General features: G+C 50.2%; 24 protein-coding genes. 22 read left to right on the top strand and 2 right to left on the bottom strand.

Annotation, left to right across the window (positions count from 1 at the left end):
- Positions 1–322 precede the first annotated feature (322 nt).
- The 6 genes from EV294_RS27100 to EV294_RS27075 all read left to right on the top strand — a co-directional run bounded on the left by EV294_RS27100 (position 323) and on the right by EV294_RS27075 (position 3,096).
- Positions 323–514 (top strand): DUF4177 domain-containing protein, encoded by a 192-nt coding sequence (locus EV294_RS27100; protein WP_132312658.1) that lies wholly within the window; start codon positions 323–325, stop codon positions 512–514.
- Positions 515–1,286: 772 nt separating this feature from the next.
- Positions 1,287–1,637 (top strand): hypothetical protein, encoded by a 351-nt coding sequence (locus tag EV294_RS27095; protein WP_132312656.1) that lies wholly within the window; start codon positions 1,287–1,289, stop codon positions 1,635–1,637.
- Positions 1,638–1,647: 10 nt separating this feature from the next.
- Complete coding sequence (locus EV294_RS27090) at positions 1,648–1,920, top strand: hypothetical protein (RefSeq protein ID WP_132312654.1); 273 nt, start codon at positions 1,648–1,650, stop codon at positions 1,918–1,920.
- On the top strand, positions 1,921–2,340 hold the full coding sequence (locus EV294_RS27085) for a hypothetical protein (protein ID WP_132312652.1): 420 nt from the start codon (positions 1,921–1,923) through the stop codon (positions 2,338–2,340).
- Positions 2,330–2,569, top strand: coding sequence for a hypothetical protein (locus EV294_RS27080; RefSeq protein WP_132312650.1), 240 nt, complete (start codon positions 2,330–2,332; stop codon positions 2,567–2,569). Before EV294_RS27085 ends, EV294_RS27080 begins: the two co-directional genes overlap by 11 nt.
- A gap of 113 nt (positions 2,570–2,682) precedes the next feature.
- Positions 2,683–3,096 carry a hypothetical protein gene (locus EV294_RS27075; protein WP_132312648.1) on the top strand — a complete coding sequence of 138 codons (414 nt, stop codon included), beginning with the start codon at positions 2,683–2,685 and terminating at the stop codon, positions 3,094–3,096.
- Between the two features lie 249 nt (positions 3,097–3,345).
- Here the strand turns inward: EV294_RS27075 and EV294_RS27070 are convergent, their stop codons facing one another.
- A complete protein-coding gene (locus EV294_RS27070) occupies positions 3,346–3,561 on the bottom strand; it encodes a helix-turn-helix domain-containing protein (RefSeq protein WP_132312646.1) in 216 nt (71 codons plus the stop codon).
- Between the two features lie 396 nt (positions 3,562–3,957).
- Here EV294_RS27070 and EV294_RS30490 point away from each other — a divergent pair, with 396 nt between their 5' ends.
- The 8 genes from EV294_RS30490 to EV294_RS27040 all read left to right on the top strand — a co-directional run bounded on the left by EV294_RS30490 (position 3,958) and on the right by EV294_RS27040 (position 9,409).
- Positions 3,958–4,101, top strand: coding sequence for a hypothetical protein (locus tag EV294_RS30490; protein ID WP_165930824.1), 144 nt, complete (start codon positions 3,958–3,960; stop codon positions 4,099–4,101).
- A gap of 299 nt (positions 4,102–4,400) precedes the next feature.
- Positions 4,401–4,637 (top strand): hypothetical protein, encoded by a 237-nt coding sequence (locus EV294_RS27065; RefSeq protein WP_132312644.1) that lies wholly within the window; start codon positions 4,401–4,403, stop codon positions 4,635–4,637.
- The gene (locus tag EV294_RS30485) at positions 4,625–4,774 is read left to right on the top strand and encodes a hypothetical protein (protein WP_165930823.1); all 150 of its coding nucleotides are present in this window, start codon (positions 4,625–4,627) and stop codon (positions 4,772–4,774) included. The genes EV294_RS27065 and EV294_RS30485 overlap by 13 nt, the downstream gene beginning before the upstream one ends.
- A gap of 76 nt (positions 4,775–4,850) precedes the next feature.
- Positions 4,851–5,618 (top strand): ATP-binding protein, encoded by a 768-nt coding sequence (locus tag EV294_RS27060; RefSeq protein WP_132312710.1) that lies wholly within the window; start codon positions 4,851–4,853, stop codon positions 5,616–5,618.
- Positions 5,619–5,920: 302 nt separating this feature from the next.
- Entirely contained in the window at positions 5,921–7,285 is a 1,365-nt protein-coding gene (locus tag EV294_RS27055; protein ID WP_132312642.1) for a DnaB-like helicase C-terminal domain-containing protein, read from the top strand.
- A gap of 153 nt (positions 7,286–7,438) precedes the next feature.
- Positions 7,439–7,813 carry a hypothetical protein gene (locus EV294_RS27050; RefSeq protein WP_132312640.1) on the top strand — a complete coding sequence of 125 codons (375 nt, stop codon included), beginning with the start codon at positions 7,439–7,441 and terminating at the stop codon, positions 7,811–7,813.
- A gap of 83 nt (positions 7,814–7,896) precedes the next feature.
- Positions 7,897–8,547 (top strand): helix-turn-helix domain-containing protein, encoded by a 651-nt coding sequence (locus EV294_RS27045; protein WP_132312638.1) that lies wholly within the window; start codon positions 7,897–7,899, stop codon positions 8,545–8,547.
- The gene (locus EV294_RS27040) at positions 8,495–9,409 is read left to right on the top strand and encodes a toprim domain-containing protein (protein WP_165930822.1); all 915 of its coding nucleotides are present in this window, start codon (positions 8,495–8,497) and stop codon (positions 9,407–9,409) included. Before EV294_RS27045 ends, EV294_RS27040 begins: the two co-directional genes overlap by 53 nt.
- Positions 9,410–9,490: 81 nt before the next feature.
- On the opposite strand, the gene EV294_RS27035 is transcribed toward EV294_RS27040, so the two are convergent.
- Positions 9,491–9,706 (bottom strand): helix-turn-helix domain-containing protein, encoded by a 216-nt coding sequence (locus EV294_RS27035; protein ID WP_132312634.1) that lies wholly within the window; start codon positions 9,704–9,706, stop codon positions 9,491–9,493.
- 110 nt (positions 9,707–9,816) lie between these two features.
- Between EV294_RS27035 and EV294_RS27030 the strand changes: the two genes are divergently transcribed.
- The 8 genes from EV294_RS27030 (at position 9,817) to EV294_RS26995 (ending at position 16,815) form a co-directional block, all read left to right on the top strand.
- The gene (locus EV294_RS27030) at positions 9,817–10,401 is read left to right on the top strand and encodes a hypothetical protein (RefSeq protein ID WP_132312632.1); all 585 of its coding nucleotides are present in this window, start codon (positions 9,817–9,819) and stop codon (positions 10,399–10,401) included.
- Between the two features lie 392 nt (positions 10,402–10,793).
- Complete coding sequence (locus EV294_RS27025) at positions 10,794–11,363, top strand: hypothetical protein (protein WP_132312630.1); 570 nt, start codon at positions 10,794–10,796, stop codon at positions 11,361–11,363.
- Between the two features lie 208 nt (positions 11,364–11,571).
- Positions 11,572–12,366, top strand: coding sequence for a hypothetical protein (locus EV294_RS27020; protein WP_243711820.1), 795 nt, complete (start codon positions 11,572–11,574; stop codon positions 12,364–12,366).
- 20 nt (positions 12,367–12,386) lie between these two features.
- Positions 12,387–12,638, top strand: coding sequence for a hypothetical protein (locus EV294_RS27015; RefSeq protein ID WP_132312626.1), 252 nt, complete (start codon positions 12,387–12,389; stop codon positions 12,636–12,638).
- A gap of 145 nt (positions 12,639–12,783) precedes the next feature.
- Positions 12,784–13,170, top strand: a complete 387-nt coding sequence (locus EV294_RS27010; protein ID WP_132312624.1) for a PDDEXK-like family protein — start codon at positions 12,784–12,786, stop codon at positions 13,168–13,170.
- Positions 13,157–13,366 (top strand): hypothetical protein, encoded by a 210-nt coding sequence (locus tag EV294_RS27005; protein ID WP_132312622.1) that lies wholly within the window; start codon positions 13,157–13,159, stop codon positions 13,364–13,366. The genes EV294_RS27010 and EV294_RS27005 overlap by 14 nt, the downstream gene beginning before the upstream one ends.
- Positions 13,367–13,388: 22 nt before the next feature.
- Positions 13,389–14,630 (top strand): hypothetical protein, encoded by a 1,242-nt coding sequence (locus tag EV294_RS27000; RefSeq protein WP_132312620.1) that lies wholly within the window; start codon positions 13,389–13,391, stop codon positions 14,628–14,630.
- A 7-nt stretch (positions 14,631–14,637) separates the two neighbouring features.
- On the top strand, positions 14,638–16,815 hold the full coding sequence (locus EV294_RS26995) for a DNA polymerase (RefSeq protein ID WP_132312618.1): 2,178 nt from the start codon (positions 14,638–14,640) through the stop codon (positions 16,813–16,815).
- The last annotated feature ends 12 nt before the right edge of the window (positions 16,816–16,827 follow it).

Here is a 16,827-nt window from a genome sequence, read left to right as displayed (position 1 = left end):
GAGCTATAGAAAGCTCCAAAGACAAAAAATAAAACCCTTGATGATCAAGGGTTTTTCGGCATTTTGTTATGGCGCGCCACGGCGGGATTCGAACCCGCGACGCACAGTTTAGGAAAGCGTAAGGGTCACGGTTTGCACTCCGAAACCTATACGGTGCCTAATACGTACATTCAGGCGTAGGCACACAGTTAATACGCGCTCCTACAGTCAACGTTATTTTACCGCAAATAGGACGTGCAATACAACGTAAAGGAAATTGGCAAATATACGTAGAATTTATACGGATACGCAGTTTATTTAAATTACGGGGAGCGATCGATTAATGGCGGACAGATTCGAGTATCAAACGATTAGTTTTGCGCGGAAGGGCGTATTTAAAGCGAAGTTTAATCCGGACGAAGAACTCAACCGGTTGGGCGCGGAAGGATGGGAGCTCGTAGCGATGTATACTGCGGGCGCTGGCGTAGGTTCCTCCGATGAACTCTTCGCGACGTTTAAACGCAGAGTCGGCTAATATAACGCATCAATAGCGGACACTTAACGGATTAATCTCCGTTGGGTGTCCGTTTTTTTTTTTATTTTCGTGTCCCAATACGCGAGGATATGGGGGGTATGTACGGTATAAGCGGAAAATTATTTCACGGAAAGTGTGCGAGATTAGGGCGGCGAGCGTTATCGCTGTATAAGGAGGGAACGAAGATGAACGCGAGTTAATCCCGAGTACAACGTAGGTATTTGCACTATTTGTATACTAATTTATTTTCGAAAGTCGGACATACACGACACGATTGTTGGCGGTCATAATGGTTAGTGACGGATACATCACGCCAGCAGTACGTTATAGTGGGACAAAAAACGTCCCCGCAATTTCCACTGTAATTACCGCGTCCAGCATCGCAGGGGTTCCGAATATACCTCAGGCAGCCTAGCGCGGCTAAAACGTGTGGAAAATACGTGGATGATCCTATACGGGAGGTGAGCGGTAAACGTGCGCGGCCGGCGCGGCGAGTTGTACGGTGTTATTCTTTTATATTTTAAGGTCCACGCGGTTCCTTATATGTTTATTACATCCGTAACGGACGGTTTTTGTCCCGTTGCGGTACGAACTTAATAAAGAATGTAATGATTTATTAAGTGAGTAAAGATCTTAAGTACTTAAATCTTTAAAGAAAAAGACTTTAAAATAACGGAGCGCGCCACGTATGTCAACACGTAATTTTCATCCGGCAGTGACCGCGCGCCAAATCGTTTGCACTATTTTACACAAACGGAGGAGGAGTGTACTTATGAACGTTATGATAACCGCGAATTACGCTCTCGCTGCGGACGATACGCAGTTCACGTTACAGCGCAAGCACCTCGTAGACCCAACGCGCTCGCCGTGGTATACGCCTGATAAAGACGCTAATGTACGCGAAGAATGGCGCGTTGCCGGTTACTATCCGCTTACACCGGACGGTCTAGCCGCGGCTGTACGGAGCGCGATCGTACGTGACGTAAATAACGCAACGGAGGCGCGTACAATTGCGGACTTATTGGCGGGCTATACGCAAGAGACTGCGCGACTTAATAACGCTATATCGGTCGCAATGTTCCCGCAACTTACGGATACCACTGCGCCAGTCGCTTCGGAATAGGAGGCGCGATATGAACGATCCATATACGCAGCGGATGACGGAGATTATGCAGCAGTCGGAAGCGTATTATACCGCGCGGATCACGGAGCTGACCGCGGAGGTTAAGCGACTTCGTACGAATATGACGAAACTGCAGACGTATGCGGAAACGAAGGCGGCGGAGTTCGAGACGAAGGATGGCGGATTCCTGGCGGTACATTATTACCGCGGGAAGGTGGACGCGTACGGGGATATAGGCGCGAGGGCTTGCGTGGCTTATTTACGGGAGGGAAGTGACGTTTAATTGCGTAACTTTGACGAAGATAAACGTATTTGTGACGCGGCGACTGAAGGGCCTTGGCGTGCTGTAATTACGGCCGTACGGGCAACGTCTTCTATCGGTCATTACCGAGTAGCATCGGATACAACAATCCAGGACGCCAATTTCATTGCGGAAGCACGCGAAGGCTGGCCGGCAGCACTGGCGGAGATTGAACGCCTGAAGACCGAACTTGCACAGACTCACCATAAGTATAACGCATACGTTGCCGCTGTTCTTCCTGAAATAAAAAAGCGCGATGTATATTACGAAGAACTGGCGTTACTTCGTAAAGCGCTCGAACAGATGGACGATCGTAAACACCCGATGATGCCGCGTTCTCAAATGGCGCGGATAGCAAAAGAAGCTTTAGACGAAGCGGAGGCGTTGCGTAGTGGTACGTAAATACGAAGACGACGAACGTGAGGCCGCGTCAATTATCGCGTGGACTGAACGCCGGTTAGAACACGCTTGGTCATCCGGAGCGGTAACGATGTACCACCGCCAGTTTAAAACGATGTGGCTGGCGTCGTTTGGTACGCTGGATAACGTGCCGCAATCGTTTAAGGACCGTTTTATGGCGTTGTATAACGAATTGAAAGCGAAGGAGGAGGAAGAAATTCGCAAAGTGTAAATTTGTCCAAATTAGTGATGTTTTGAAGCCGCGATCTGCGACCTTTTCTCACTAATACTCGCTTATGCTCGTCCATTCTCAGTTGAAGATTTTTAGCATGGAGGTGTAAGATAATGCCAAGAAAGAAAGCAGAACCAAAACCGAAGATTAACCGGTCCGATTGGCGTAACTTACCGGTCACCGAATGGAATGTCCGAACGTTCCACGCCTACTTCGCCGATATGAACGCGGAGTGCTACGGATCCTCGCCGTATTTGCCGCTACGCAATTGGGCCTTTGAGCAAGGCGCGTTAAAGCGTGCGATCGCGGAACATGGTGCGGAGCTCTTACGCCAGGCGTTCGATGAGTGCTTCCGTACGTACCGGCCAACGCGCGAATACCCGATTTTAACCGCGGGCTTCTGTATCGCGTATAGGATTAACGGGATCATACCGGGATTAGTAGCGAAGAAAGCGGAGGAAGAACGGCGGGCAGCGGAGACGCGGGCGGAGAGTACGGATTATAGCGAGGTGTCAGCGTGGTTGTAAACGCAGAGCAGACGATCCTTTTATTGAAGGAGCGCGGATACACCGTAAGCCCTAAGCGTGGTAAGCGACCGTACTCAGGATTGGTTGGAACGCGCAATAAACCGTTAACGTTTCAGACACGTGTGATTTCGCGCGGTTACGCCATAACTATATAAGGAGGAAAACGTGGCGGAGTAGAAATTTTCGTACAGCGTGGGATTTCGTAGGATTGCGCCATAACTATATAGGAACGCAGAAGTTTGCGGAGACTTAACGTTCCTTATCGCTACGACCCAGTAGGTAATCGGCGGATACGTTGAAATAGTCCGCGAGCTTAATAAGCTGCGTATGGTCGATCGTAGACTCATCGGCTTCGATACGTTGGATGGATCGCGTAGTCTTATACGCCATAAATTCGGAGAGTTCGCGTTGTGTGATGCCGGCTTTTTCGCGGAGTTCTTTAAGACGGGAGCCAAGCGTAGCCATATATAGAAAAAACCTCCTAATTCGTATTGACACGTATTACCAGTACGTGTATATTAAAGACACGTCATAAAAATACGCGTCATACAAGTATGGAATAATATACGCCCCATTATAACACACATGCCACGTTTTACCAACGGATTACACGACGCTTCGCAACGCACACCACGCAACGGTCGCCCGACCAAAACCACGCAATATAAACGGACACCCTCACCGTCCGACCACGCATCAAAACCTCCGCAAAGTAATCGAAAGGCTAACGCATCTCCTGCGTACCTTTACGATGATGGACCGCCCTGGTCCGGAACCTAGCGCGAGGTTATTCGCGTTTTGGTAACGTAAAGTTAACGAGAAAGTAACGAAGTGACAAAATGAATAGGCGGTGTACATGGCATGAAAGAAGTTATCGACGAAGTAAAAAACGCTATTAATTGCGCGAAATCACAAGATGGCGAAGCGATTTCCTGTACCGTTGATTGGCTGGAAATGGTGCTTGACGCGCTTGTAGAAGCTGAACGTTTCAGGCGCTTAGTATGAATCACAATGAATACAGAAGGACATGAGGTGATTATAAGTGGGTAATTTTTTCGATAACGCAACCGCCTACGCCTTCATTTCGGGGCTTGTTGGAATCGGTGTAATAATTGGTGTAATTGTCGGATGGCTAATTTGGGGATGAACATTCGTGAATACTGAATTACATTACGAAGGAGTTGACGGAATATGAACGGAGTACAAACACTAGCGCAGTCACTCGAAATCGGCCGCCATTTAGCGCACGTCAAACGGACCGGCTTAGCGGAATCGATCGGCGGCTTCGGAGAGTTCATCGCACTATGCGGTTACTCGCGCCAACAAGCGGACAGGCTGATCGCGTTAGCTACGCGGGCCTCACGTTTAACATGAAACGCCGGAAACCGCTGGCTCACCGCTTGGCGTACTATTACCGGAAGCTTAACGAACACACAGCGCGTCAACTCGCTATAGGCAAAGCGCGGCCGCTGCGTACGAAACGGTTAATCGCGTATCGCGAACGATTGAAGAAGGAGGTGGGCGACGGATGGGAAATATGAAGAAACGCGTTATTGATTACGTGGGAGCTCCGCACATTATGCTGCTGGACTTGGCGGACATGGCGCGAGGGAACGAACGGCTTGCGCAAATGTGGCAGCGGAATTATCTACGGGTAGCGGATGAGAAGCGCGGATAAAAAAAAATTCCACAAGTTCCGTTGAGCGGAACCCTCATATTAGTTATAGTGAAATCGTTCGAGGAGGTTGAACGCACTGACACACTCATTACGATGTCTTCTACGCGATCCATGTACGCAGTCTGATACGGAGTCCTGTACGCGACTATGTTCGTCCTATATCGCGCTCCACGGATTGAACGGCGCCGGCGGACGCAGTGGATCCGCAAACGTACCGAACGCGTACCGATTAATAACGCTCGAGAACAGTCCCGCACGCGCCGGCCAACCGGAAGTGTACGCACTCGCGGAACAGTACGCGGCAACCTTTACGCGCCAGTTCGGTCCGGATAGCGAAGGCCGAACGCAGGTTAAATCGTTGTACCTTTACTCGCGCGAACCCGGCACCGGTAAGACTACGACGGCCGCTGCGTTACTTAACGCGTACCTGACCGTTCATTATATAGGAAGTGTACAACGCGGTTTGCAACCGTTAGAGCGGCCGGCCTTCTTCCTCGATGTGAACGAGTGGCAAACGGATTATAACGCATTTAACCGCCCACGCGTTCCTGACGAAATTGCAGAACCGGCGGCTGCACGTTATTACAATGCGCAAAGGCGGGCGATGGTGGCACCGTTCCTGGTCGCGGATGATATCGGAGTACGTGATGCATCCGAAGCGTTCCGAGCGGATCTTCATACGGTGATCAATGCGCGAGTAGCTGGCGGACTGCCGACTGTGTATACGTCGAATATACCGTTAGCCGAGCTCGGTCAGGTATTCGATCGGCGCCTGGCAGATAGGGTACGCGATTTATGCGGAGAGCTGACGTTCAAAGGCGAGAGCAAACGCGGAATGCGATAAACACAACGTATAGTGCCCAAGACGACATGACGTCAATATATAGTGGTTGAAAATTAATATTCAAGCACCAGACCACAACATATAGTATTTCTTGTTGTGAAAGCTGGGAACTTATGTTAATGTAAAGGAGTGGAAAAGAGAGTTCGTAATCAAGAATTCAAGTAAAACGGAGAAAGACGGCGTAATCGCGAGAAAAATTTAAAATTTCTCCCTAGAGAGCAAAATCGTCGAAAATGGCCGTTTTTGCGGTTTGAAAATTTCCCCAAAAGAGATTAGATTTAACTGCAGAGGAGGACACAATATTGAGCGTAGCTGAAACGTTAATATCAAAGGTAATCGATGCGAACGATATTACCGCGTTCGACCGATTTGGCGTAAAAGGCGAACACTTTTTAACGGAAACGGAACGCAAAGCATACGAATTTACACGCAAATATATCGAAGAAAACGGACAAGCTCCGTCGTATGCAACGCTTGTTGCGAACGTTCCGGACTTTACGTACATTCCCGCGGTAACGGATACGTACGAATATCTGACCGGTAAGCTGAAGGAAAAGTGGGGCAAGCGCCAGGTACAAGAGTACTTCGCGTCCGGAGAGATTAGCCACGCGTTCGATGCAGTCGGTAAAACGTCGAATCTTGACGAATTTTTTAGTACGTTGACGGGTCGCCTTGAGGGGATTAAACTATCAATAGGAACAAGTGTTCGTAACCAATACGCGAACATCGCAGATAGTGGCGAACGGTTCTTAGCGGAGTACGAGGCGCGCGCATCCGGACAGTCCAACCGTATATGGAAGTCGAAGTTTCCGTCACTTAACGCAGCGCTTGGTGGAGGTTACTATTCTTCGAATATGTACGTTATCTATGCACGATCCGGCCGCGGTAAATCGATCGTCGCGGCAGAGGAAGCGATTGAGTTCGCATTCCAAGGCGCTACACTCCTCATTTACGCATTGGAGATGGGCTGGTTCGAGTGGATGGCGCGGGCTTTCTCGTCAATTAGCGCACGGTACGGGATCACGAACGCGAACATCGGCGGTATTGATTACGACGCCGGCTTCGATAACCGCGCGCTGCAGTCGGCCAAACTTACGCCGGAATACGAGGAAGCCTTCCGTAAGTTCATCGCGGAGCTGAATACGTTGATTCCTGGCCGCATTATACTCCGCGCAACTGACGAAGAGGGCTTTACCGAACGGAATTTGGCTGCGTTGAAGTCCGATATTAAGGAACACGGCGCTGACGTTGTTATCGTGGATCCGTTCTATTACCTCGAGTACGAAGCGAACACGTCGAAGACAGCGGGCGGTGATGCGGCAGCGACTTCGCGAAAGCTACGGATCATGACCGGTTCGCTGGGAGTGCTGACGATTGCGATTACGCAAGCTGACGAAGATGCTTCCGAAAAGGGCGACGATGGTGTCCGCGAGTTGAAGCCGCCTAAGCGCGCAGAGGTTAAGAAAACGAAGCAGCTACTCGAAGATGGCGCGGCACTCATCGGATTAGATACGTTGGCTCACGAAGGGCGCGGCGTTATCGAGATCGGGAAAGGGCGCAGTGGTGGCGAGGATACGCGGATCGAGATCGTGTACTTACCGAATTGGGGCATCGTGCGCGAACCGGATAACGAGGCGGCAGCGGCAATGTTTGCGGGGAACTTCTAATGGTGAATGCGTGAATAATAAATGCGTAATTATTAGTTGCGTAATTATATATTACGTAATGCATATTTGCGTATTACAAAAAACACTTTACAATAATATTTTAGCTGTGCTATTCTGAGCATGTCCAAAATAAGGAAAGCAGGTGAAGACAAGTTGAACAATAGCAGCAAAGTAACCTCTTTTATTGAAAAGAAAATCAAGGAGATGGAGGAGAACACAAAGCGAAGTAAGGGTAAAGAACGTAGATTCACCGTCGTATTAAGTGAGTATGACTTCAAAAGACTTACTTTCATGGCCGACAGACTTTCGGAGCCGAAAAGTGTACTTGCCAGGGAGTTTATTGTTGGGGCACTTGATGATGCCGAGGCAGCTTTGAATTTGACAGGGTGGGAAAAAGCGGAATACGATTTCATGTACGAACTAGAGGATTTGGAACTTGACGAAAAGCAGAAAGTTGAAGCGCGGAAGTGGTATTACAAAGAATACATGGAGGTGGAAGCCATTGATCCACTAGATGAAAACGATTAATCAGGGTGTTTCGTCATAAGAAACATTGTGTGTTGACCGAGGAAATAAAATCTAGTATATTGGTAAATACAGGAGGTGATCCTATGGATGAAGTTACTAGTTTTGGAGAATCGGTGAAGGCAAAACGAACCGAATTAGGCTACTCTTTAAGGGAGCTAGCCGAAAAGGCGGAAGTCAGTCCGTCTCAACTAAGTAAAATCGAACGAGGATTAGCAACCCCTACCGAGGAAACTGTCAATAAATTGGCTTATGCTCTTAATGTACAGAAGGAAACAATGATGTTTCTAGCTGGGTACGTTGATCGTGATTTAAGAGAGGAGCTAATAGTAACGAATCGCAACAAGATGAAAAATGCCAGCGTCATTGCTAGCGCAGGACTAGCGACCGCAGCGTTACTACCCATCTTAGGTCCAGCTGTAAGTGCCACAATAGGTGCCGCGATAGGTAGTGTAATAACTGGGGCACTTAAAAGCAGCGGAGGCTCGACCGTTCAAGAAAACCAGTCAGAGTACAAAGTAACGCCAGAAAACACTATGCTAACTGAAGAAGAACAGGTATTTCTTGACCGCGAACTCAAGTCTGCTTATGACCTTACAATGAAGCGCATTATGATGATGCGTAAAGCAGGCGGTGAACAAGATTATGTTCAAAGATCCGGTCGCGTGTCGCGAGGAACTGGAGATGTACCCGTGGGTCAACGCAGCGTGGACGACGACACGTCTGATCGCAGCTAGTCCGTTCCGTTACGACCGTCATCCTTCTTTCTACGTTATCCTCGACGAAAACGATCCAGGCTACGGTTGTTGGGGCGATAGTGGTACCGGCGAACGTGGCGGATTCGTTCAACTCCTGGCGTTCTTACGCGATGAGACATACGAAGAGGCAGCGGAGTATCTGCGGATCAAATACGGCGGGCAACCGGAAGATCCGGATGAGATTACGCTAACAGTACCGCGGCTAACGCTGGACAAGCCGAAAGTAACACGAATTGACGCGTCCATACTCGATAACTACCGGTTCAGACATACATATCTCGAGAAGCGCGGCATTACGGAAGAAGTACAGCGCGTATTACAGATCGGTTATGACCGCGATAGGCAGGCGGTTACATTACCGTGGATGAACCCGGACGGCAGCATTGGAAACGTGAAGTATAGGCGCGTAGACAGCAAGGCATTTTGGTACGCGAAAGGTGCGCGGCCGATACGCGAAATGTTGTACGGCATTCACCTGGCGTATAAGCAGCGGATCAAACGTGCATTTATCGTAGAGGCGGAGATCGATGCGTTATCGTTGATGAGCGCGGGTATATACGCAGTCGCTACGGGCGGCGCCGCTTTTAACGCAGCGAAACGGGACTTGCTATTACGGTCGCCGATCGAGGAGGTCGTATTACTGCGCGATAATGATGCGGCCGGCCGTACGTGGCGGAACCGGATCATAGCGGAACTAGGCGGAAAGATGGACGTGGAGATTGCGTTAGTGCCGCGGACATATAAGGACGTTAACGAGTGGCATTGCGCGGAGGGACTTCGACAGTCGCTTCGACACATAAACACTCGTAAATGTCGAACGATGACGGTTAATTTTGGTTGATGGCGAACTATGGACGCATGTACAATAGAAGAACGGTATATAATTCGGCGGATTGTACGAATTTTTGGCCGGTCGAGGCTCTCATTCCTGAGACCACTCGTAAAGATCGCGAGGGCTGACGTCAAGCGCATCCGCTAGTTGAACGGCAATCGCAAGAGACATCTGCTTTCGATCAAAGGTCGTGTATTTAGAAATGACCTTTTCGTTCACGCCGGACTTTTCGGCTAATAATCGTTGTGTCCAGCCGCGTTCTTTAAGTAGCTCCGGAATAAGGCAGCGACGAGCCTTCAATGGCATCGCGAACCCTCCGAAAAAGTTCTTTGAAATTATTTCTAGGAACGTGTCCCAACTTCTGAGAAGCTGGGGGGTATATAAAGTATAAGGCAAAAAACAAGAGGAGGAACTAAATGAACACCGAAAAACTGAATATAACAGCGGTACAAGCCGCTCAAGGATGTTTGGAATCAGAGAGAGCCTTAATCCTCTACTTCATCCCGATCATCCAGCGAATGTCAAAAGAGGTGTGGCATCTCTTACGTGACGAATCGGCGTTCGAACAGGCTTGTTATCGAAAGGTACTAAACGCGGCGAGGAAGTATAATCCCGCAGCTGGACGTTCCTTCCGCAACTTTGTTCTTCACAAACTGCGCGGAGTCCGAAGTAAGTACCTGGCAGTACCGAAATACAGGATTAAATTAAATTACTTGTCGATCGAAGCTTTGGCGAGCAAAGACGACGAGGGTAACGAAACAACTTACGAAGTCCCCGATAACTTGGCGGTTATCGATGACGCTTTAATCATAAATGAAAAAATCGCCCTCTTGGCGGAGGACGATTCACGCAAATTGGCGATCCTCAACGCATGGTCTAACGGAGAGTACAACGATTCAGAAACCGCGTCGTTTTTGGCGAAACGATACGGAGGCAATTCTGAATCACACCGTAAGTTCATTAACCGTTTTAGAACCACCTGTCAAAAGGCATTGGCATAGCCCCTGACAGTTTAAGTATAGCATATACGGTTCAAACTTATAAATTAGTAAATCTTCACGGTTGCTGAATTTGATACTTAGGCATTGTATCAAAAAAGCAGTGAAAAAGTCCCGCTATAAGTCTGTCCGTTCGGTGTTTATGGATTATAATTACAGTTTCAATATTAACTTAGATATTACGTACTTGTCAACATAGTTCACACTATTTCTAACAAAAAATTAACGGAGGTTAGACGAATGACTAACGTAAACCCACGCTCTATTGTACGCAAGTCCGACGCAAACGTTTCGCACTTATTGAGAATTTCTTCGCAATATAACGGTTGCCTTCCGCTTGATGAGGACGCAGCTTCTCTTATCCCGCGTAATCTCTCGAAAGGGGTGCGTCTTGCATGAGACCTAACGCGATCGACCCGAAGGCCGGCACGCATTTCACCGGTAAAATCTTCGTTGTCCCTCACGCTCTGGACCGCGCTGTTGAACACTTCGGCGTTGAGCGTAGTGCTGCGCCAATGTTCGTAATGGACATGTTGCGTAAAGCTTCGTTAATCGATCCGTGTGTGATCGGTGAAGACGGTAACCCGGGCCGCTTGTTCGCTTACAAACGTACCGCGTTCGTCGTTGATTTAACGGAGAACACCGTAATTACGATATACCCGCAAGAGACCGCCGCTAAACACGTTATCGAAGGCGTCGGCAAAGTCCTAGCGCGTGCTCTTAAAGTGGCACAACGTACGGAGGCCCGCGAGTTAAAGCGGTTGGCTATACGTAGAGCGGAGCTTAACGTTAAGCGCGCCGAATTGGAACTACGCCTAGTATGTACCAAATCGACCACTGTTATACGTAAGGTGAACGAAGATCTCGCGAGTATCGACGTTGAGTTGGCCGCGATTGCGAACGAAGAATTTGAGGTTAAACGTGAGAAGTCGACGCTGGCGAAAGGTATCTGCGCATTCATTTAAGCGCAAGTGTGGAACGTGTGAAACTGCGTATACAACGTATTTTCATACGTCCGCTATACGGTGTTAACGGACAGAGGGCGGAACAGGCAGCCGCCGCCGTAACTTAGGAGATTCCGAGTGTCACCGGACTTTCGTTAATACCGTATAGCGGACGTAAGAAAGACGAATCGCGTCCGAATATTAAACGAGGAGTTGTTGTCGATTGGCAATGTTTACGAAGGTTGGCGAAGCAGCAGCGCAAGCAACTAACGATAATGGAGGCGCGCAAGAATCTCCGATCGTAACGTTCAAGTCCGGAACTACGTACAAAGTCGGAGTTAAGTCGGTGAACGACGTAGCCGAATATTACGGTTACGGAATCTACAAGAAAGTGAACACGTTTGTACCGAAGAATCCGGCAGAACGTAACGCACGCGGCTTTATCGAATCGAACCCGAGCGTATGGGATCGCGCGGCTGACCTGCTTTATACCGACGCAAAGAAAGCGGAAGAAACCGGCGCAAGTGAAGCAGACGTTAAACCGATTCGTGACGAAGCGTACCTGTTCCGCGGCAAGAAACGTTATCTGCGTGCTTTCTTCGACCTGGCGACCGGTAAGGATATCGTAGTCGACCTGAGCCCGAAGCAAGAAACGCAGATCAAAGCGGTCATCGAGAAGTATGCGAAGAAGCTCGGTAAAGTAGCGTTCGAGCTCGGCAAAACGGGCCAGTCCACGAACGCAGCCGTATCGTTATCGCCCGTCCTCGATATGGACGAAGACCTGACGGATGCAGAACGCGTTAACTTCGAAAAGCTGGGCGCGGCTCCGTTCGATCTCGAATCGTTCGAAACGTGCTTGTACGTAGCGGACGAGGCGGAGCAAGTAAAAAACCTCGTAATCGCCGGCTTCGATATCGCGCGTCTTGGTCTCTCCATCGGAGCAGCACCGGTTATAACAGCCGAGCCTGAAGTAACGGATGTAAAACCGATCCCGGACGGTGAGGTACCGCAGCTCCACTTTTAACGCAGAGGAGGCCGCAATCGATGACGAAGATTAACCGCAATATTAGCGTCGGAATCAACGTAGAGACGCCGGCCGAATTACCGAAGTTGGGCGAGCAACTGGCGAAGTTCCTGCGCAAAGTAGACGTCGAGCATGGTCCGTTTGACGTGACGATCGGTCTGCAGGTCGGCGGATTCGAGAACGTGCCGCGGCCGGGCGATAACGTCGTTAACAATTACTACGGTGAAGGCGGCGTTATCTGCGACGAAGACGACGGAGGCGGTACGGTATGAGTTCGTCAGCAACGTTAGCCAGACCGCGCACGAGCGGTAATAACAACGGAAGGAAGCCGCCTGTATACGTCATCTACGCGGGCGGCTCCGAAAAGGAGGAATAAGCATCGCACACATAACGGAAGTGACGGGCAAGTATTCGGAAATGGCTGCGCGCCTGGCGTTGCTCGCGAACGGTTGGACGGTGCATACCGCGGACACGGACGAAGCGTACGATATCCTCGCGACGGATCCACTTAGCGGCCAGCACGTTAAGATCCAGGTCAAAACCATTCGACAGCGGATGGACCGCGGCGGCGACCTCGTTGTTTACGCGAAGAAAGGGAACGGCACCACGTACGACCGCGCCGACGCTGACTATATCGTTGGAGTATGGGCGGTCGACGGCGAAGTCCCACGCGTCTATATGTTCGAAAACCGGATGATCGGCGAGTATTGGGCGTCCGAAGCGCGTGCGTCTGAACGTTGGGTGGAATTATCCATCGCACTCAACCGCGGCAACTTATCGGAGGTAACGGATGTATCTGCGTGAATCCATCACCGTAGCCACCTGCGCGCATTGCCGCGGTGAAATCTACGAAGGTGACGAGGTTAAGCGGATTGATGACGGCGGCGGTTACGTACATGACGGATGGACCGGCACAGGCACGAATTGCGCTGCGGAGTACGCAATAGAACGCGTATACGACGCCGAGGGCGTAATCGACCGAAATTGTAACGTAAATTAAACGATTAGGGAGCGATGTATAAATGGCTAAATTGAACGTGGTAATTCCGGCAACGAACGTAATTGTTGATGGCGTAGAGTACCGTAAGGTTGATCGCGATGCACAGGCGGGCGATATCGTTCGGATTACGGATGAGGACGCACATGATCAGGAGAATCTGACACGTAACGGTTATTATGCCGTTATGGTAGTGGACTTCTTTGGGGACCCGCATATTTCAGATAATGATGGTGACGAGCTCGATCTTTGCGGGTGGACGTATGAAGCGTACGAGAAGGTAACGGAAGTAGCGCAGCCAGTGGAAGACGGCGATACCGTTACGTACGAAGGCAAACAGTACCGTAAAATTAACCGTAACGCGAACACAGGCGATACCATTATCGTTACCTCGTGGGAAAGCAGCAAACACCTTCCGTTCAATCCAACGAAGATAGGGGACGTATTTAAGTCCGTTAAAGTTGACCGTGATTATGACGCTCACGTCGGCGACTACTACGTAATTTACCGTTCTGAGTATAAGGTGCTAGAGCCTGTTGAGGCGAAGGCGGACCGGCTTAGTGTTGGGGATTACGTGAAGGTTGTAGACAATCTTGGTTCATCCGGGATTCCGCGCGGTTGTACTTACATCGGAGAAATCCGTAAAATCGTAGAAGTTGACGGATCTCACGTTCCGTATAGAGCGGAGAAGTTCGACGGGTCGGACTACGACTGGTTCCGCGAAGGCAAGCTGGTGCGCGCCACTGACGAAGAGGTAGCGGCCGCAAAAGCTGCGTTGGCCGCGAAGTCTGATCCACGTAACGAATTCGCTAAAAGCGATAAGGTGCGCTTAGTTAGTGGCGGTCGAGACTATCCACTTAACGGATATGATAACGGTAAAGTTTACGAAGTAACGGAGCCTATTAAACACGAAGGCGAACCGGGAACGATCGAGATTAAAGGCGGAAGCGTCCGTACTGGTTACGCCAAGCCGGAGCAACTCGTAAAGGTAACCGCTGAGGAACTCGCAAAAGAAGCGTTAACCGCGAAATGGGCCGCGATCGGACGTAAAGTGAACGAGTTTAAGAAGGGCGATATTGTGCTTTACGTTAAGAACGGAAAGGACGTGCTGGGTACGGTCGAAGACGTTAGTAACAGTCTTTTGGGCGTACGAGTCGCATCGACTAAATTGAACGATATGTCCGCTACGTACGACGCAGTGTATAAGGTTGAACATAAAGCAACGCTCGTAACGCCGGTCGAACAGCGTTTTGACCGCGTAGGTTAATCCGCATATGATCGACGTAAAACTAACGCTTAACACACATGAGGATAGCGCAGCGGTTGCGGTAAAGGCGGCGGTTGAGCGTAAAAAGGCCGCGATTCAGGAACCGATCGAGGACGCCTGGCAACGTATTCTCGCGATGAACAACTCGGACCCGGATAAGGAGAAGCTACGGACCGTACGGACGGCGATGGCGGAGGGACTTATAGGCAGAGATCCCTCCCTCGCAGCCAAACGGTTCAGTAAAGCGGAAGCATTACGTATGTGGGCGGAACTAAACAAGCGCAATAGAGCGGCAACTCTACGCGCTATGGTCGAAGCAACGCCGGCACATTACGTACTTGTCCGAGACGAACGCACTTTAACGCAAATGTACGACGTAATCGCAGCGGCTGATATTATTGCGGTCGACTGCGAGACGTTCGGTACTCCGGACAATCCGGACGGTGCGCTCGATCCGTGGACAGGTAATATGGCGGGCTTCTCCGTCTCAACGCGTGAGCACTCGTTCTATGTTCCGCTTAACCACGATGAGCGTACGGAATTGAACGAAGCGACCGTACTCCAACGTTTGAAGGCGGTACTTGAAACGACACCTTCCGTTATGCACAACGCGCCATTCGATTGTAAGTGGTTCGCGGTTAAATACGGAATCAATCTGATCGACGCTTTACACGCGGATACACGGTTAATGGCGATGGCGTTCGATGAGAACCGCAGCCACCGGTTGAAAGACTTATGTACGGATTGGCTCGGGTTGCCTGGCGACAACTTCGACGTACTATTCGGTCGGACTCCGTTCAACCAAGTACCGCTCGACATTGCGCTGGCATACGCGGCAGGTGATACGGAGAAGACGCTCAAGCTATTCGATTGGATCCGCGGTCACTATAGCAGACGCGAAGACTTAGCGCGCATAGAGCGGTTAGTGTTCGACGTAGAGATGCCGGTCATGCGCCAGTTCATTCGCTCAGATATCCGCGGCATACGATTTGATACGCAGATGGCTAACGAACTCGACGCGAAGTTTGAACGCGAGGAAGCGGAGTTACAAGCGAAGATTTACACGTTGCTTGGCGAAGAGATTAACCTTAACTCGCCGGCTCAGCTATCGCGGAAATTGTACGGAGAACTCAAACTTACGGACGTAGATAAAGGATCAACCGGTGTGCGCGCGCTAAAACGTATCAAACGTGAGCACGAAGTAATACCGTTGATTCTCGATTACCGCGCGGTCGGTAAACTGCGCCAAGCTTTCACGTCAAAGCTTCCGCATAACGTTAAGGCTGACGGTAAGATTCATCCGTGGCATAACACGTGGGGCGCCGCAACGGGACGCTTTACGTGCAACACGCCGAATACACAGCAGATTCCAGCTAAGCGTCCGGAAATACGTCACCTCTTTACGTCTACCGGTCCGGATCGCATTCTCGTATCGATCGACTACTCGCAGATTGAATTACGTGTCCTGGCGCACATGGCGGATGAGCGCGTTCTAATCGAAGCGTTCGAAGCCGGCCGCGATATCCACTCGACGACTGCCGCGCTCATCTCTAACGGACAATTCACGTACGAGGATATCGAGCGCTATAAGGATACGGAAGGGCACGCTGCGCAGAAATACCGTAAGCAAGCGAAGATCGTAAACTTCGGGATTGTCTACGGAATGGGCGCGGGCAAACTCGCCGATACGCTCGAGATTACGAAAGCCGAAGCGCAGAAAATTATCGACGACTACTTCCGCGGTTATCCCGGCATCAAGCGATACATGGACGAGCAACACGCGAAAGTTATGCGCGATGGCTACGTTACGGACCTGCTCGGACGTAAGCGCCGGCTGCACGCGGAGATCAAGGCGAAGGAGAAATGGCGGGTATTTAGCGCTCAACGTATGGGCGGTAACTTTCCGATCCAGTCCGGAGCTGGCGGCATCTTAAAGAAGGCGCTCGTTGACTTGGACGCGGTGATGCCGTTGTACGATACGTACATTCTACTGCAGGTACACGACGAGCTCGTATTCGATTGTCCGCGTGATATTACGCCGGCTGCGATCGATCACATCCGCTCTACGATGGAGCAAGCGGTTAAGTTACGCTGTCCTGTACGCTGCGATGTCGAGATTAATCCGGAGCGTTGGCTCAAGAAAGTCGACGTTGACGCGTGGTTTAGCGAAGAGGATACCGACTAACTAAAAACGATA

This window comes from Paenibacillus sp. BK033 (genome assembly GCF_004345425.1).
Taxonomy (GTDB): Bacteria; Bacillota; Bacilli; order Paenibacillales; family Paenibacillaceae; genus Pristimantibacillus.
This window is presented reverse-complemented; position numbering and strand designations above follow the sequence as displayed.

What these genes read in the sequence shown, in the direction of transcription:
- EV294_RS27065 (WP_132312644.1), top strand. Translation starts at nt 4,401, where the DNA reads ATGCGGTTACTCGCGCCAACAAGCGGACAGGCTGATCGCGTTAGCTAC.
- EV294_RS30485 (WP_165930823.1), top strand. Translation starts at nt 4,625, where the DNA reads ATGGGAAATATGAAGAAACGCGTTATTGATTACGTGGGAGCTCCGCAC.
- EV294_RS27000 (WP_132312620.1), top strand. Translation starts at nt 13,389, where the DNA reads ATGGCTAAATTGAACGTGGTAATTCCGGCAACGAACGTAATTGTTGAT.
- EV294_RS27035 (WP_132312634.1), bottom strand. Translation starts at nt 9,706, where the DNA reads ATGCCATTGAAGGCTCGTCGCTGCCTTATTCCGGAGCTACTTAAAGAA.
- EV294_RS27045 (WP_132312638.1), top strand. Translation starts at nt 7,897, where the DNA reads ATGGATGAAGTTACTAGTTTTGGAGAATCGGTGAAGGCAAAACGAACC.
- EV294_RS27025 (WP_132312630.1), top strand. Translation starts at nt 10,794, where the DNA reads ATGAGACCTAACGCGATCGACCCGAAGGCCGGCACGCATTTCACCGGT.
- EV294_RS30490 (WP_165930824.1), top strand. Translation starts at nt 3,958, where the DNA reads ATGAAAGAAGTTATCGACGAAGTAAAAAACGCTATTAATTGCGCGAAA.
- EV294_RS27100 (WP_132312658.1), top strand. Translation starts at nt 323, where the DNA reads ATGGCGGACAGATTCGAGTATCAAACGATTAGTTTTGCGCGGAAGGGC.
- EV294_RS27010 (WP_132312624.1), top strand. Translation starts at nt 12,784, where the DNA reads ATGGCTGCGCGCCTGGCGTTGCTCGCGAACGGTTGGACGGTGCATACC.
- EV294_RS26995 (WP_132312618.1), top strand. Translation starts at nt 14,638, where the DNA reads ATGATCGACGTAAAACTAACGCTTAACACACATGAGGATAGCGCAGCG.
- EV294_RS27070 (WP_132312646.1), bottom strand. Translation starts at nt 3,561, where the DNA reads ATGGCTACGCTTGGCTCCCGTCTTAAAGAACTCCGCGAAAAAGCCGGC.
- EV294_RS27030 (WP_132312632.1), top strand. Translation starts at nt 9,817, where the DNA reads ATGAACACCGAAAAACTGAATATAACAGCGGTACAAGCCGCTCAAGGA.
- EV294_RS27020 (WP_243711820.1), top strand. Translation starts at nt 11,572, where the DNA reads ATGTTTACGAAGGTTGGCGAAGCAGCAGCGCAAGCAACTAACGATAAT.
- EV294_RS27095 (WP_132312656.1), top strand. Translation starts at nt 1,287, where the DNA reads ATGAACGTTATGATAACCGCGAATTACGCTCTCGCTGCGGACGATACG.
- EV294_RS27015 (WP_132312626.1), top strand. Translation starts at nt 12,387, where the DNA reads ATGACGAAGATTAACCGCAATATTAGCGTCGGAATCAACGTAGAGACG.
- EV294_RS27075 (WP_132312648.1), top strand. Translation starts at nt 2,683, where the DNA reads ATGCCAAGAAAGAAAGCAGAACCAAAACCGAAGATTAACCGGTCCGAT.
- EV294_RS27005 (WP_132312622.1), top strand. Translation starts at nt 13,157, where the DNA reads ATGTATCTGCGTGAATCCATCACCGTAGCCACCTGCGCGCATTGCCGC.
- EV294_RS27090 (WP_132312654.1), top strand. Translation starts at nt 1,648, where the DNA reads ATGAACGATCCATATACGCAGCGGATGACGGAGATTATGCAGCAGTCG.
- EV294_RS27040 (WP_165930822.1), top strand. Translation starts at nt 8,495, where the DNA reads ATGTACCCGTGGGTCAACGCAGCGTGGACGACGACACGTCTGATCGCA.